The 15,528-nt window shown below is 43.6% G+C and carries 15 protein-coding genes and 2 pseudogenes; 11 read left to right on the plus strand and 6 right to left on the minus strand.

Annotation, left to right across the window (positions count from 1 at the left end; genetic code table 11):
* Window positions 1-49: 49 nt before the first annotated feature.
* On the plus strand, window positions 50-1,393 hold the full coding sequence (gudD, locus tag HNR44_RS09905) for a glucarate dehydratase (RefSeq protein ID WP_184403967.1): 1,344 nt from the start codon (window positions 50-52) through the stop codon (window positions 1,391-1,393).
* 650 nt (window positions 1,394-2,043) lie between these two features.
* On the opposite strand, the pseudogene HNR44_RS17650 reads toward gudD, so the two are convergent.
* Window positions 2,044-2,185 (minus strand): annotated as a pseudogene (locus HNR44_RS17650) (IS3 family transposase); the annotation flags it as partial.
* 291 nt (window positions 2,186-2,476) lie between these two features.
* Here HNR44_RS17650 and HNR44_RS09910 point away from each other — a divergent pair.
* The 6 genes from HNR44_RS09910 (at window position 2,477) to HNR44_RS09935 (ending at window position 8,793) form a co-directional block, all read left to right on the plus strand.
* Window positions 2,477-3,319: an ABC transporter ATP-binding protein gene (locus HNR44_RS09910; RefSeq protein WP_184403968.1), complete on the plus strand. Its 843-nt coding sequence runs from the start codon at window positions 2,477-2,479 to the stop codon at window positions 3,317-3,319.
* Window positions 3,252-4,031, plus strand: coding sequence for an ABC transporter permease (locus HNR44_RS09915; protein ID WP_184403969.1), 780 nt, complete (start codon window positions 3,252-3,254; stop codon window positions 4,029-4,031). Before HNR44_RS09910 ends, HNR44_RS09915 begins: the two co-directional genes overlap by 68 nt.
* Before the next feature lie 26 nt (window positions 4,032-4,057).
* Window positions 4,058-5,053, plus strand: a complete 996-nt coding sequence (locus HNR44_RS09920) for an ABC transporter substrate-binding protein (protein ID WP_184403970.1) — start codon at window positions 4,058-4,060, stop codon at window positions 5,051-5,053.
* Between the two features lie 102 nt (window positions 5,054-5,155).
* A complete protein-coding gene (locus tag HNR44_RS09925) occupies window positions 5,156-6,472 on the plus strand; it encodes an amidohydrolase (RefSeq protein WP_184403971.1) in 1,317 nt (438 codons plus the stop codon).
* Between the two features lie 108 nt (window positions 6,473-6,580).
* Window positions 6,581-6,853 (plus strand): AbgT family transporter, encoded by a 273-nt coding sequence (locus HNR44_RS18080; protein WP_184403972.1) that lies wholly within the window; start codon window positions 6,581-6,583, stop codon window positions 6,851-6,853.
* On the plus strand, window positions 6,844-8,793 hold the full coding sequence (locus HNR44_RS09935) for an aconitate hydratase (RefSeq protein WP_184403973.1): 1,950 nt from the start codon (window positions 6,844-6,846) through the stop codon (window positions 8,791-8,793). Before HNR44_RS18080 ends, HNR44_RS09935 begins: the two co-directional genes overlap by 10 nt.
* A gap of 51 nt (window positions 8,794-8,844) precedes the next feature.
* Here the strand turns inward: HNR44_RS09935 and HNR44_RS09940 are convergent.
* The 3 genes and pseudogenes from HNR44_RS09940 to HNR44_RS09950 all read right to left on the minus strand — a co-directional run.
* A pseudogene (locus HNR44_RS09940) lies at window positions 8,845-9,051 on the minus strand (helix-turn-helix domain-containing protein); the annotation flags it as partial.
* A gap of 35 nt (window positions 9,052-9,086) precedes the next feature.
* On the minus strand, window positions 9,087-9,494 hold the full coding sequence (locus HNR44_RS09945) for a nucleotidyltransferase substrate binding protein (protein ID WP_184403975.1): 408 nt from the start codon (window positions 9,492-9,494) through the stop codon (window positions 9,087-9,089).
* A complete protein-coding gene (locus HNR44_RS09950; protein WP_184403976.1) occupies window positions 9,463-9,801 on the minus strand; it encodes a nucleotidyltransferase domain-containing protein in 339 nt (112 codons plus the stop codon). The genes HNR44_RS09945 and HNR44_RS09950 overlap by 32 nt, the downstream gene beginning before the upstream one ends.
* 451 nt (window positions 9,802-10,252) lie before the next feature.
* Between HNR44_RS09950 and HNR44_RS17945 the strand changes: the two genes are divergently transcribed.
* Complete coding sequence (locus HNR44_RS17945) at window positions 10,253-10,351, plus strand: hypothetical protein (RefSeq protein WP_343069455.1); 99 nt, start codon at window positions 10,253-10,255, stop codon at window positions 10,349-10,351.
* 5 nt (window positions 10,352-10,356) lie between these two features.
* Here the strand turns inward: HNR44_RS17945 and HNR44_RS17950 are convergent, their stop codons facing one another.
* Both HNR44_RS17950 and HNR44_RS09960 read right to left on the minus strand, forming a co-directional pair.
* Complete coding sequence (locus tag HNR44_RS17950) at window positions 10,357-10,707, minus strand: hypothetical protein (RefSeq protein WP_343069456.1); 351 nt, start codon at window positions 10,705-10,707, stop codon at window positions 10,357-10,359.
* Window positions 10,679-12,283: a PucR family transcriptional regulator gene (locus HNR44_RS09960; protein ID WP_184403977.1), complete on the minus strand. Its 1,605-nt coding sequence runs from the start codon at window positions 12,281-12,283 to the stop codon at window positions 10,679-10,681. The genes HNR44_RS17950 and HNR44_RS09960 overlap by 29 nt, the downstream gene beginning before the upstream one ends.
* A 153-nt stretch (window positions 12,284-12,436) precedes the next feature.
* Between HNR44_RS09960 and HNR44_RS09965 the strand changes: the two genes are divergently transcribed.
* The 3 genes from HNR44_RS09965 to HNR44_RS09975 all read left to right on the plus strand — a co-directional run bounded on the left by HNR44_RS09965 (window position 12,437) and on the right by HNR44_RS09975 (window position 15,518).
* Entirely contained in the window at window positions 12,437-13,885 is a 1,449-nt protein-coding gene (locus HNR44_RS09965; protein ID WP_184403978.1) for a CoA-acylating methylmalonate-semialdehyde dehydrogenase, read from the plus strand.
* Window positions 13,886-13,909: 24 nt separating this feature from the next.
* Window positions 13,910-15,274 carry an aspartate aminotransferase family protein gene (locus tag HNR44_RS09970; protein WP_184403979.1) on the plus strand — a complete coding sequence of 455 codons (1,365 nt, stop codon included), beginning with the start codon at window positions 13,910-13,912 and terminating at the stop codon, window positions 15,272-15,274.
* Window positions 15,275-15,353: 79 nt separating this feature from the next.
* Window positions 15,354-15,518 carry a DUF3311 domain-containing protein gene (locus tag HNR44_RS09975; RefSeq protein ID WP_184404167.1) on the plus strand — a complete coding sequence of 55 codons (165 nt, stop codon included), beginning with the start codon at window positions 15,354-15,356 and terminating at the stop codon, window positions 15,516-15,518.
* Window positions 15,519-15,528: the final 10 nt, after the last annotated feature.

Below are 15,528 nucleotides of genomic sequence, written 5' to 3' on the forward strand. Positions count from 1 at the left end.
CAAAATGTGTAGATTTTATATTTATTAGTAAAAGAGTGGGAGAGGTTATATGCAAACTGAGATGAAAACGAAAACACCTTTAGTTACGGACCTTTCCGTCTATACGGTAGCCGGAAATGACAGCATGCTTCTGAATTTAAGTGGGGCACATGGTCCATATTTTACAAGAAATGTGGTGATTTTAAAGGACAACAGCGGGCAGATCGGTGTCGGGGAAGTCCCTGGTGGAGAATCGATCCGCAAGATATTGGAGCAGGCAAGGGAGCTTCTGGTCGGCGAATCGATAGGCAATTATAAAAATCTCCTGAGGAAAGTGCACGAAACATTCGGCGAATGGGATGCATCAGGCCGCGGCCGGCAGACATTTGATCTGAGAATCACCGTTCATGCGATAACTGCATTGGAAGCTGCTATGCTAGATCTTTTAGGCAAGTACTTGAACGTACCTGTTTCAGCATTGCTTGGAGACGGACAGCAGCGCTCGGAAGTGGAGGTACTCGGTTACTTGTTCTATATTGGAAACCGCACTAAAACGGACCTTCCCTATTGGAGTGATTCGGAGAACGACGATAATTGGTTCCGGTTGCGCCATGAAGAGGCTCTCACTCCGGAAGCTATCGTTCGCCTGGCTGAGGCTGCCTATGAGCGATACGGTTTTCATAGTTTCAAATTAAAAGGCGGAGTGCTAAGTGGGGAGGAGGAGATCGAAGCGGTAACTGCCCTATCAATGCGTTTCCCTGAAGCCTGTATCACCTTGGATCCAAACGGCGCATGGTCGCTTGATGAAGCCATTCGTCTCTGTAAGGGTCAGCATGATGTATTAGCATATGCGGAAGACCCGTGTGGTGCGGAAGAAGATTTCTCTTCCCGTGAAGTAATGAACGAATTTCGAAAAGCAACCGGTCTGCCAACTGCCACCAATATGATCGCCACTGACTGGCGCCAGCTGGGGCACGCCATTCAGCTGCAGGCCGTGGACATCCCGCTCGCCGACCCACATTTCTGGACCTTGGAAGGCTCGGTAAGAGTTGCCCAGCTGTGCCATAACTGGGGGTTGACTTGGGGTTCCCACTCTAATAATCATTTCGATATTTCGATGGCAATGTTCACCCACGTGGCCGCAGCGGCTCCCGGACAAATCACAGCCATTGACACCCACTGGATTTGGCAGGACGGACAAAGATTGACCAAAGATCCTTTGAAAATTAAAGAAGGCAAAATCCGAGTTCCGGAAAAGCCGGGTCTCGGAGTGGAGATCGATATGGAGCAGTTGGAGGCAGCCCATCATTTATATAAAAGCAAAAACCTAGGCGCAAGGGATGATTCCATCGCTATGCAGTACCTGATTCCGGGGTGGACATTTGATAATAAGCGCCCTTGTTTGGTGAGATAACAAAGGTTACTGGGACTGTTGGAAGAGGCATATCTAAATCGGTTTCGACAGTCATGGGCACATGTAAGCACCATCATTTGTCTACTATTCTTGATATACCAAATCTTTATCCACAGGATAAGTGGTAAGATCCAACCTTCCATAGGTGCATGCCTATATGGGCAGTTATCCATAGGCATGCACCTATGGAAGTGAAGCGAATTATAATAAAGGTGTAGTTAACTCACTACTTTCAACTGGCGCCTCCAAATACGCAAAGGAGAAGGTGACTTAATCTTTGGACGTGAAGGCCGAGTGGGGGCTATTCCCCTGGAACGCCTAGTCAAAAGGATTGCTCTCAGTTCCTGTTGTCAGAGCAATTATTAAAAGGTCCGGTCCTATTTTTTCAATGAATGATTTCTTTAATAAAGAGCTGCCTGCTACAATGAAGTGCCCCCAAAAAGTTAGATAGGTAGAATAATGATTAATTTGCTTGGCATGTGTTCGGTATTGAATCGGACTCGTGCCTTTTAATTTTGATTTAATACATTATTTCACGCGAAATCCTGACGTCTATCGCCAACAAATTCTTGTTGAGTGTAATGAAGACTATATGGAGAAATATATGGAAACTTGAATTGAGTCAACCCTAGATTTTGGTGTTGAGCCCATAAACCGAAGAAATTCTCAATAACCACATTGTCATAAAAATCCCTTTGCGCGCCATGCTTTGTGTAATTTCATGATTTCTAATGTATGGTGATATTTTTTCATTTGATAATGCCACCCTTGATCTGAGTGTATCATTAACTGATCATATTTTTCGGCTGCCCCCTACCTCTTATTTCTCAATTTCCACGTGATAAAACAATTGAATTATCCCAACCTAATATCTTTCTATTAAATCTTATCTCTAAAGGGATACATAGGAGGAGCCACATGCGTAGATAGGATGGAATCTGTAGTGACTGCGCATTTCCTTTCATAACGCAGGAAAATTCATTAAATTTTTTATTATAGTTCCCTTGACGCTCTTTTCGCATATAATATATAATCCATATAAGTTTGGTTGTGATTAAATTGAAAATATTGGAGGGTCCCTTTATGAAGGTGAATTTGGAGCAGGTGAATAAGACGTTTCCTAAAGGCAAGAATGACTCGCTCCATGTCCTTCAAGATATCGATCTTAAGATCGAGGCAGGCGAGTTCGTCTCGTTGCTGGGGCCATCGGGTTGCGGAAAGTCTACGATTTTAAATTTAATCGCTGGGTTGGATCACCCAACGTCAGGAGATGTGTATGTGAACGGACAAAAGGTGAAAGGACCGGGTACCGACCGTGTGGTTGTTTTTCAACAAGGTGGTTTGTTTCCTTGGATGAATGTGCTGGATAACGTTACATACGGCTTGCTTCTTAAAAATATGAGTAAAAAAGAAGCCCAGGAGAAAGCGATGGAAGGACTTCGCATGGTACACCTTGGTAATTTCACAAAATCTTTTCCACACGAGTTATCAGGCGGGATGAAGCAGCGGGTGGCGATTGCAAGGTCGCTTGTCATGGATCCTGACGTTCTTTTAATGGATGAACCTTTTGCTGCTCTTGATGAACAGACTCGAATCATTTTACATCAGGAGCTTCAGGAGATTTGGGAGAAAACAGGGAAAACGATTTTATTTATCACCCATAATATACGTGAAGCGCTTACGCTCTCTGAACGTGTCTTATTAATGAGCACTCGACCGGGGGCGATTAAGAACTCATTTACTGTGCAGGCGTCACGCCCAAGGGATCCTTCTGATAGTGTGCTTGTACAACTAGAAAAACGCGTCATGAGTGAATTAGAAGAAGAGATGGAGAAAGTGCTGAAGGAGGAATTTGGGGATGGGTACCGCCTTAAGACGAGTGCTGTTCGTGATCGTAATCGTGAGCACATGGGAGATCATATCTAAATCCAATTTGTTTCCTACTTTTATGTTTCCGCCGTTGTTGATTCCAAATGATCCAGGCGGGGTTACTGTATTGAGTACGTTCGTGAATGGCCTTATCTCAGGACAAATCCTTGAAGCTACGGGTGTGACCCTCAGCCGGCTTTTAGTAGGTTTTGCCATTGCCGTTGTTTTAGGACTTACTTTCGGGTTTTTGATTTCCCGTTACAAATGGGTGGATGACACGCTTGGTTTTTTTGTGACCGCATTGCAGTCGATTCCAAGTATTGTATGGTTTCCGTTAGCGATCGTGTGGTTTGGGCTTGGCAATATATCCATTTTGTTCATTGTTGCTATTGGCGCCACTTGGACGATGACAGTGAATTCGAGTACCGGTTTTAAAAATGTACCAAGCCTTTATTTAAATGCAGCCCGTACACTTGGTTCCTCTGGTTTCCACCTTGCAAGGACGGTGATTCTTCCCGCATCAGTGCCTCACTTAATTTCTGGCCTGCGTGTGGCTTGGGCATTTGCCTGGCGGGCGATTATGGCCGGTGAATTACTCGGAGGAAGCGGCGGTCTGGGTTATCTCTTAGACATGGGTCGGTCCTTACAATCCATGGATCTTGTACTCTCGATTATGATCGTCATTGGAATCATTGGCACGATTATGGATAATCAAGTATTTCGGAGAATGGAACGCTCTGTCGCTAGAAAATGGGGCATGGGAGCATAATTGAAAAAATAGAGGAGATGACGGACATGAAAAAAAGCATCGCTGGTATGAGCGCTTTTCTTTTATTAACTTTAGCGGGATGCAATGCATCAGAAGAGAATGCTGAAGAAATTACGATAGGCTATTTCCCGAACTTTACACATATTACAACCGTAATAGCTTTGGAAAATGGTTATTTTGAAGAAGAATTCGGAAGTGACATTAATATTGAAACGTCCACATTCCCAGATGGCGGGGCGTTTATGGAAGCGATGTCGACACAGGATGTTGATATTGGGACTGTAGGCCCTTCGCCTGCCACGCAAAATTTTCAACTGAACCCTGAACATGAAATTGTAGCCGGAGCTGTAAACGGCGGTGCAGTCCTGGCCACACGGGAAAACTCCGGGATTGAGAGTTTAAGCGACCTAGAAGGCACGAGAGTGGCGATCCCGACCATTGGCTCTACCCAAGACATCATGCTTAGGGCGACGCTAATGGAAGAAGGTATGGATGTTGAAGATTCTGGGGGTACAGTGAGGATGTTACCGCAAGAACCTGCCGATACATCCACGCTTTTCCTTCAAGAAGATGTTGATGCGGCAGCCACGCAAGAACCGTGGGGCGTGTATTTGGAAAATCAGGCTAATGCCGATATTCTCCTTGATGAAGAAGAATTTGCCTGGGGCACAGAATCAACAACGACAGTCGTTGCTGCTCGGAATGCCTTTACAGAAGGGAACCCGGATTTAACTGAAGAATACCTCCGCGCCCATATCCGAGCCGTTGAGTTTATTGAAGAAAATCAGGAAGAAGCAGTGGAAGCCTTTATTAATCACATTGAAGAAATCACAGGCAATGAACTAGATTTCGAAGAGACGCTTGAAGCCAGTAACCGCCTCAACCCGACGTATGAAGTGAACGAGGAAATTCTTCAAGAAATGGCGACCATCAGTTATGAAGCAGACTATGCGCAATCTGATGACATTGAAGGACTTGTCAACCTTGATTATTTAGAAGCTGCTCTGCAAGGAGAGGAATAAGATAGCTGTTTCCCGAACAACCTTCGATACGATTTGATCGTGTCGGGGTTTTTTTCATACGTGTATTTTTTTCAGAAGAATCCAACGATAGGGGGCGATGAGATGAGTGAACGAAAAAACGATTGGGTAGAGGCGATGGAACATTACATGGTGGATATTAGGCGAAGGTTGCATCGTGTGCCTGAAGAAGGTTGGACGGAGTACGTGGCAACAGCGACTATTTTCGAGGAACTTCAACCATTGGCTTTTCATTTATACATGGGAGTGGAGGCCATCGAAAGTCATTCAAGGTATGGAGTTCCGGGTGAAGAAGAACTGGAAAAAGCGAAAACGAGAGCGAGATCCAAAGGGGTTGCGGAAGGTTTCATTCATCAAATGGAAGGAGGGCATACCGGGGTTGCCGCCGTTATGGATACTGAGCAGCCAGGCCCGCATCTTGCCTTTCGTTTCGATATTGATGCCTTGTCGGTCAAAGAATCGGGGGATGACTGCCATTTTCCTGCTGCTCATTCATTTCAATCTGAGGAACCGGGGCATATGCACGCGTGTGCCCATGATGGGCACACAGCCATTGGATTGGCTTTCGCCCATTATCTCTCTGAACATAAAGAACAACTAAGCGGCAAATTTACGCTTCTTTTCCAACCGGCAGAAGAAGGAGGTCGTGGGGCTAAATCGATGGTGGACAAGGGGTGGCTGGATGACGTCGATTATTTTGCTAGTTCTCACATAGGGATCCATAATCTTTCCGTCGGGGAAATTTCCGCGATGACATCAAGCTTTTTAGCCTCGAAGAAATTTGATGTTTCTTTTCAAGGAGAAGCTTCTCACGCGGGGGCTAAACCGGAGTTAGGAAGAAATGCATTGGTAGCGGCTGCCTCGTTTGTGCAGGGGAGCTACGGGATTTCTCGGCATTCAGAAGGCCAAACGCGTATTAATCTGGGGACGCTTCATGCTGGCACTGGTCGAAATGTGGTTGCTGATACGGCGATGATTCAAGGAGAAGTACGAGGGGAAACGACGGCACTCAATGATTATATGTTCACAGAAGTTGAGCGCATCGCAGAAGGAGCAGCCCGGATGGCGAATGTCGAAGCTGAGGTTTCAGTTGTAGGTGAAGGAATAACCGGGGAGTGTGACCCTGAATGGAGATCGATTTTGGATCAGGCTGCAAAGAATACGGTTTACATAAATAAAATTCATGACGAACTTCCACTCGGAGCTTCCGAAGACGTTACGTATATGATGAAACGAGTGCAAGATCGAGGAGGAAAAGCTACCTTCATGCTTCTTGGGACGGCATTGCCTTATGGTCATCATCACCCCGCATTTGATTTTGAAGAGGGTGTGCTTAACGTTGGGTTGAGTGCTTACATAGCGATCACAACCGAACTTATGCAGCGTGAAAGTTTTATGTAATGGGGAGGGATCATATTGGTCGAACAAAGAAACACTAATAAAGGACTCGGCTCTCGGATTCTAGATGGGGTGAACGAACGAGTCGGGTGTATGCTTTAGCATCCTTTCATGCTTTTTATCTACTTGACCATTGGGATTATCGTATGGTCTTTCGTACTTAGCTGGTTTGACATTGCTTTTATGGGGCCCCAAAGTGGAGACTCGGTAGAAATTCAGAACATGTTATCCGGTGAAGGAATGATTTACATTTTTTCATCCATGCTCCCATGCTCGATAATTTTTCAAAAAAAGCATGAAAAAGATTTAAAAAAGCAATATAAGGGAAAGAGGATTATATACATCTTTATAGCCTTACACGAGGAGGTCTTGCCATGGGAATGAACGTAACCCAGAAATTGATTAACGATCATCTTGTATCCGGTGAAATGAAAGCGGGAGAAGAGATCGGCTTAAAGATTGATCAAACGTTAACGCAGGATGCAACGGGAACACTTGTGATGCTTGAGCTTGAAGCGATGGGTATCGATCAGGTGAAAACAGAAGTTTCGGCACAATATGTCGATCATAACTTGATTCAAGAAGACCATAAAAACCCTGATGATCATCTGTTTTTGCAAAGTGCAACTCAGCGCTTTGGGATTCACTTTAGCAAGGCCGGGAATGGGGTAAGCCACCCGGTACACATGCAGAGGCTAGGAAAACCAGGGAAAACGTTACTTGGTTCTGACAGTCACACCTGTGCAGCAGGTTCTTTAGGAATGCTTGCTATTGGTGCTGGCGGGATGGAGGTAGCACTCGCTGCTGCTGGTAAGCCATTCTATGTAAAAATGCCAAAGGTATGGGGAGTTAAGCTGACAGGAGACTTGCCAGACTGGGTGAGTGCAAAAGACGTGATTCTAGAAATGCTCCGTCGTCACGGGGTTAAAGGCGGAGCAGGAAAAATTATTGAATATTATGGTCCTGGTGTTAAGAAACTTTCAGCGATGGACCGTCACGTGATTGCCAACATGGGAGCAGAACTGGGAGCTACGACTTCGGTTTTCCCATCGGATGAGAACGTTCAGGAGTTTTTGCAGGCGGAAAAACGCGGAGAAGATTGGAAAGCGTTGGAGGCAGACGATGATGCCAAGTACGATATCGAGGAAGAAATTAATATGTCCGAATTGGAACCATTAATCGCTAAGCCTTCCAGCCCAGGCAATGTTGTGCCGGTTCGTGAAGTAGCCGGCGAACCAGTATACCAAACGTATATTGGCTCATCGGCCAACCCCGGGTATCGTGATTTTGCGATTGTCGCGCAAATCGTAAAAGGGAAGACGATCGCGGAGGGATTATCATTGGATGTGAATCCTTCTTCACGTCAGACGTTGTCGGATTTAATTAAAACGGAAAATCTCTTTAACTTGATCGATGCCGGCGGTCGTTTGCATCAAGCGGGCTGTAACGGCTGTATTGGTATGGGGCAAGCGCCTGCTTCGGGAAGAAATAGTTTACGAACTGTACCGCGGAATTTCCCCGGACGCTCGGGGACGAGAGAGGACAGCGTTTTTCTTTGCAGTCCTGAAGTAGCAGCAGCGGCTGCGTTGACCGGAGAAATCACCGACCCGCGCGATCTTGATATGGATTATCCAAAAGTGGAAATCCCGGAACCGACGATTAATAATGACTTGCTAGATGAACCGCTGCCTCATGCAGAAGCTCAAAAGGTAACGATTACAAAAGGGCCGAACATCGCCTCCATTCCGGACTTTGATGATCTACCAGATGAACTGGAAATCCCGGTTGGCTTCAAAGTGGGGAATGATGTTTCCACGGACGAAATCCTTGCAGGCGGCGGAAGAGTTCTACCATACCGTAGTAACCTTCCAGAAATCAGCAAGTTTACCTTTGAAAAACTTGATGAATCCTACTATGACCGTTCGTTGGAGTTGAAAGAGAAAGAAGGCGGCCACGCGATTATTGGCGGCACGAACTACGGCCAGGGATCCAGCCGAGAACACGCCGCGCTCGCACCGCGCTTTTTAGGGCTGCGCGTTGTCATTGTCAAAGACTTCGCCCGTATTCACTGGCAAAACCTTGTTAACTTCGGGATTTTGCCGCTTACATTCACGAACACTGCGGATTACGACAAAATCGAGCAAGGTGACATTCTTAGACTGACAAACATTCGTGATAGCATCCAGAAAGCGAATAAGATCAACGTTGAAATCAAAGGAAAAGAGACTATCGAAGCTCAACACGGACTCTCCGAACGTCAAATTGAAATCATGCTCGAAGGCGGCTTGATCAATTGGGTAAAGAAGGGTGAAGTGACGAGCTAAGGCGTTGAACGAAGACCAACTCCGGGGGGTTGGTCTTTTGGCATTTGAGGTTCATGGTGTAGCAGATCCAAGGCTTTCATTTAATTTAAAAGCCCCGATGGCCACTTCTGTAGCTAGGCGCGAAAGAGGGGAGTGAGTTAATTTTTGACCGAGAAGATTCTCAATGGTGTTTAAGCGGTGATAAAGTGTCTGACGTGCAATATGCAGCTTTTTTGCCGTCTGCTGCTTCGAACAGTTGAATTGCAAATAGACGTTAAGTGTGTAGAGAAGATCTAAAAATCATGACCTAAAAACTACCATATTTTTTTCAATTCTTCTTCCAAGGTACGGCCCAAGTTGGACAAAAGGTTGCTGTAGATGTTTTTTACTTTTTTATAAATCAATTTAGCTTCCTCTTCATCATAGAGATGGGAAGTTTTATTACGGTCTATCATCATATCAATCCACTGATCCCCGTCCTCAATTAAGCCATATGTATAAGCTTCTCTGATGGTAGCCCTAGGACTTTTGAGTTCACTGATTCCCGTGTATTCCAAATACATTTTCATCAACTTCCAACTTAATTCAAAAGTAAACTCAAATCTCTGAATAACCCCGTCGTAAACAATATCATCGTCTAATTGAATTCTCGTTGCTTCATTCAGCCTACGGCTCGCACGTCTGTAATCACTAAGTTTCTCGAAGAGCCTTTCCTTGTTCATAAATAACCACACTTTCTTTTAGAATATTTGAAATCATCTTTTCCTTAGATAGGCGACTGATGAAAACCACATCAATTTTTAAAGGCGTAGGCAGTTCATATATCGATTGTTCCATCAAGTTTTGCTGAGAATGTGAACTATTTATAGTAAAGATAGCCAAGTCTATATCTGAAGACTTGTGATAATCACCTCTTGCTCTGGACCCAAATAAAACAATTTTTTCTATTCGATGGTTTCGCGCACAGTATCTTTGTAATTCATGAATAAAGCGCTTTGATATTCCTGTTTCCCTCCAATACGCTTGCATTACATTTTTCACCCCAATCCGCTGTAAGCCTATATAATTATTTTAACAATAATTCAACTGAAAGACGAACGGCATTGGCTTCGTCAAGGCGTGATTCAAGCGGAACCAGTCGCGCGTTGCAAGGAAGGCTAGCGAATTCCTGAGGAATCGTTGAATGCTCGGGGACAGAGGAGGGCGACGCCTGTCGCCCGATCAATACAATAATTATATAGAAGAAAAAGAAAAAATCGATCGATATGTCAATGAGGGGTACCGTATAACGGATGTTTCAGAAGATTTAAGTGGAGCATTGCTTACTTTGATGGATAAACGAGGGAAAAGTGAGACTCGAGTTAAACAGCCCCTAGGCAAACAAAATTTCGCAAATGGGCACAGGCATGGACACAGGTAGCTTGCATATCAAAGACCTTAGGAGGGGCCTCGAGCCCCAGTTTACGATCGTTCGTTAGAGTTGAAGGAGAAAGAAGTCGGCCACGCGATTATCGGCGGAACGAACTACGGCCAGGGCTCCAGCCGAGAACACGCCGCACTTTTTAGGGCTACGCGTTGACATTGTTAAGGAATTCGCCCGCATTCACTGGCAAAAACTTCGGGATTTTGCCGCTCGCGTTCACAAACGTTGCGGACTACGACAAAATCGAACAAGGCGACGTTCTCAAATTGACAAACATTCGCGAAGCGATCCAGAAAACGAATAAAATCAACGTTGAAATCAAAGGCAAAAACACCATCGAAGCTCAACACGGACTCTCCGAACGCCAAAATGAAATTATGCTCGTAGGCGGCTTGATCAATTGGGTAAAAAAGGGTGAAGTGACGAGCTAAGGCGTTGAAGGAAGACCAACTCCAGGGGGGTTGGTCTTTTGGTATTTGAGGTTCATGGTGTAGCAGATCCAAGGTTTTCATTTAATTTAAAAGCCCCGATGGCCACTTCCGTAGCTAGGCGCAAAAGAGGGGAGTGAGTTAATTTTTGACCCAGAAGATTCTCAATGGTGTTTAAGCGGTGATAAAGTGTCTGACGTGCAATATGCAGCTTTTTTGCCGTCTGCTGCTTCGAACAGTTGAGTTGTAAATAGACGTTAAGTGTGTAGAGAAGATCACTGTTTTTTTTACGATCATATTCGAGAATAGGAGATAGATATGTTTGCACAAAATTTTCTAATGTATAGTCGTCCAATTTAATGAGTAATTGATATATGCCAGTGTCTTCATAGAAGTGGATGGGGGGATCGCTTTGAATATTTACGATTTTCATTACATCTTCAGCCTCCTGAATAGCGGAAGGAGCCTGCTGCAGTTTTACGTAAGGCTGGCTAACAAATACACGTAGAGGCATATGAAGCGGATTTTTTTCGATCGCATCCACGGTTTTCATCATACGTTTCTTTTCGAGGTTATCAGTTGCCTTGTCTACCGCAAGTACAATAAATGTATGGTTTTTCCCCGTTGTAATCAAAGGGTCAATCATATGCTGCTGAAAAAAATGGCGGATGTAACGGATGGTGTGATATTGCATCCCTTGTATGTCTGAAGTTGAATCATAAGGCTCCTTCATTTTAATCACGCAAATACGAAATAATAATTCCTCAGATTCTTTGATAGACATAGGTAATTTTGCAACGGCTTCTCTTTCGGTTTTGATATTTTTTTCAATCAAGTCATGAATCCAAGATTGTTCATTAAGGAGTCTTTTTTCTTCTGTATAAAAGAAACGAAGGAGATTTTGGGCGAGTGCGTTTGTTGCTCGTTCGAGTGCGAGAGATTCAAAAGTAGTTAAGGGGGTACAATTTCTCATCAGAATCATTCCCCAGTTTTGTCCCATCGCTTCGATGCGTTTAATGAGAAATGATTTCTGCCTTTTTTCATCATACCAACTGCCTGTTTGATTTTTCTTTATCATCTGTTCAACCATTGATTGAATGCGTTGTTGTTCCTGTTTTTCTAAAGCTGGAAGAAAGTGAGGTGCGCCTTCATTTGGTAAAAAAATGAGCTCTTTACGAGTTGATTCACGCAGTTTTTTTAATATTTTAAGGTTCCCGTGTGTATGGAGCGTAAACTGATGAAATTCATTGGATAATTGATCGAGTTCGGATAGTTGCTGATGTTGGTGATTGATGATTTCTGCATGAAGGTCTTGAGTGATGTCTACAAACCTAACGATGGAAGTAAAAACGATGATGGGAAAGTGATAGGTATCCGCTAGGTCCACGATATCTTTGGAGACAGAGGGAAAATGGCTACTAAGCTCAATACATAAACAAGCAGCACCATGATCGATTAATTTTTTAACATATTCTAACCCTTGATCACTAATTGCAACACCTGTGCTTAAGATCATTTCATTTCCATGAATCAATGTATCAAAATCGATAATCTCTAATACATGGACCCAGCGAACCGTTCGTTGAAGATTGGCTTTTTTATTCACCACTTGAGCATTCTGAAACATTGGCCTTTGTACAATCTCATCGATAGTAAGCATATACTTCCTCCCTTCTTAATCATGATGTAAGTCAAAAGCTCTCAAACTTTAGACAGTCTGTCACCCTCTATTATGCAGAATATTTGTTATAGTGTCTACATTGAATATAATTGATAAAATTCCTAAATACAAATGAGTATAGGAGGTCTGTTTATGACTAGGATTTTGAAAAATTACATCAATGGAGAATGGACAGATTCGGATAGTGACGGTGAAGATATATATAATCCTGCCGATGGATCTGTGATTGCACATACCCCCCATTCTACGAAAGAAGATGTAGAAAAAGCAGTACAATCTGCTCGTGATGCTTATCAATATTGGCGAAAAGTTCCCGTTCCTAAAAGAGCAAGATATATGTACACCTTTCATGAGCTATTGGTTAAACATCATGAAGAGCTTGCAAAGTTGCTTACAAAGGAAAATGGAAAAACGTATAAGGATGCTTATGGTGAAGTCTTACGAGGTATTGAAAATGTGGAATTTGCCTCCGGGGCGCCTGAATTAATGAAAGGGGAGACCTTACCCGATATCGCTAATGGGATCGAATCTGGGATGTATCGGTATCCTGTTGGTGTCGTGGGCGGTATTACGCCCTTTAATTTTCCAATGATGGTCCCTTGCTGGATGTTTCCTCTTGCCATTGTTTGTGGAAATACATTCGTATTAAAACCTTCAGAACGTACTCCTTTACTCGCGCAACGATTAGCTGAATTGTTGGAGGAAACTGGCATTCCTAAAGGAGTTTTTAATATTGTTCATGGTGCTAAGGATGTCGTGAATGGTTTATTAGAGAATAAAGAAGTAAACGCAATCTCATTTGTAGGTTCCCAACCTGTAGCGGAACATGTGTACCAAACAGCTTCCCAACATGGCAAACGAGTACAGGCATTGGGAGGGGCTAAAAATCATTCTATCGTTCTCCATGATGCCAATCTCAATAAAACTGTAGAAGGTGTTATGAATGGGGCGTTTGGAAGTGCTGGACAGCGGTGTATGGCCACTTCGGTTTGTGTCGTTCAGGAAGATATTGCGGATGATTTTGTTGCAAAACTAAACGAAGCTTGCGATCAGCTCACCATTGGAGATGGCCTTGATCCGAATGTAGATTTAGGTCCAGTTATTCGTGGCAGCCACCTACAAAAAGTTCGTAACTATATCGATCTAGGTGAGAAGCAAAATGCGGTTTTGGTTCGTGATGGTCGTAAGGATATTGAAGAAAGTGCCAATGGTTTTTATTTAGGGGCAACCATCTTTGATCATGTCACCACGGATATGACCATTTGGGAAGAAGAAATTTTCGCTCCTGTCCTTTGTGTAATCCGGGTCAAGGATCTTAGTGAAGCCATTGCCATCACAAATGAGTCGGACTTCGGAAATGGATCGGTTCTTTATACCTCAAGTGGACCCGCCGTTCAAGAATATAGAGAAGATATTGAAGTCGGGATGCTTGGCGTCAATGTCAATGTACCGGCACCGATGGCTTTCTTCCCGTTTTCAGGATGGAAACAATCATTTTATGGGGATCTGCATACTAATGGACGGGATGGAGTAGAGTTTTATACACGCAAAAAAATGCTTACCAGCCGTTGGTTTGATTAAAACTAATAAGAAAGGACTGTCTTAATGGTCGATAAAACCCTTCAAAGGAATTTGTACGAAAAAGATAAAAAATACGTGTGGCATCATCTTAAGCCTCATCAAAAAGAGCAAAACCCTATGGTGATCGAAAGTGCTAAAGGTGCATGGATGACAGATATCGAAGGAAATCATTATTTAGACGGGATGTCTGGGCTTTGGTGTGTAAATGCTGGGTATGGTCGTGATGAGCTGGTAGATGCAGCTTCCGAACAACTTCGTCAAATGCCCTTTCACCCCCTTTCCAACAGCCATATCCCTGCCATTGAATTAGCAGAAAAGCTCAATCAATGGCTAAGAGGTGATTATCGTATTTTCTTTTCAAATAGTGGTTCGGAAGCAAACGAGACCGCATTTAAAATTGCCAGGCAATATCATTATCAAAATGGAGAACCTGGGCGATTTAAATTTATATCCCGGTATCGGGGTTATCACGGAAATACACTTGGAGCTCTAGCGGCGACAGGGCAAGCTCAGCGTAAGTATCGTTATGAGCCACTTCCTCCTGGTTTTATCCATGTCCATGCACCTGATGAGTACAGAGTTCCTTCTGGGCAAACATTTGAGGAATGGAGTCAGGAATGTGCAAAAATGATGGAAGATACCATCCTTTGGGAGCGCCCCGAAACTGTTGCTGGCGTTATTATGGAACCGATCATCACTGGCGGTGGTATTCTTATCCCTCATCCCTCTTACGTTCATGCAGTTGAAGAAATTTGCAAAAAATATGGTATTCTTTTGATTAATGACGAGGTGATTTGTGGGTTCGGACGTACGGGGGAAAATTTCGGTTATCAAAATTATGGGATTGAACCGGACATTGTAACGATGGCAAAAGGAATTACTAGTGGTTATTTACCATTAGCTGCAACGGCTGTGAAACAAGAACTGTATGAACCTTTTAAAAAGGAGGAAGAAAGTGATCACTTTAGACAAGTGAACACTTTTGGCGGTAATCCTGCTGCTTGTAAGTTGGCGATTAAAAATCTGGAAATTATAGAAGAGGAGAACCTTGTTGCTCGTTCTAAAGATTTAGGTGCCAAGATCAGGGAAGGGATTGCCCACTTGGAGAGCTACCCCAACATTGGAAATATACGTCAGAAAGGCTTGCTTATAGGGATTGAGCTCGTCAATGATAAAGGAACGAAAGAACCTATTTCTCAGGAAGCGATTGGAAGCATTATAGCCCAGTGTAAATCGAGAGGGTTAATCATAGGAAAAAATGCAGACACTGTTGCCGGTTACAGTAATATATTAACGTTAGCTCCTCCTTTGAGTATGACGGATGACGATTGCCATATGATTATTCAGACTTTGCAAGAGGTTCTACAGGGATCAGTTTATCATCCATAGAGTCTTAGAAAGGAGAATCACTTTGATAAGCTCCAAGAGTCGTTTCTTCCTTATCTCAGCTACCGTGGTTGGCTTAGCAATGCTGGAGAGCCCAATAATTTTATTGGCCAATAGAATTGAACCAACTATTTTCGGCCTCCCTTTTCTAATAGCATGGGTCCTTATTTGGTGGAGTTTTTGTACGATTATCTTTTTTATTGCTTATAAACTTAATTGGGGTAGAGGTAAAAAGCATATACCCTGAGAAATAGAAA

Source organism: Geomicrobium halophilum, from assembly GCF_014207655.1.
GTDB lineage: Bacteria > Bacillota > Bacilli > Bacillales > Marinococcaceae > Geomicrobium > Geomicrobium halophilum.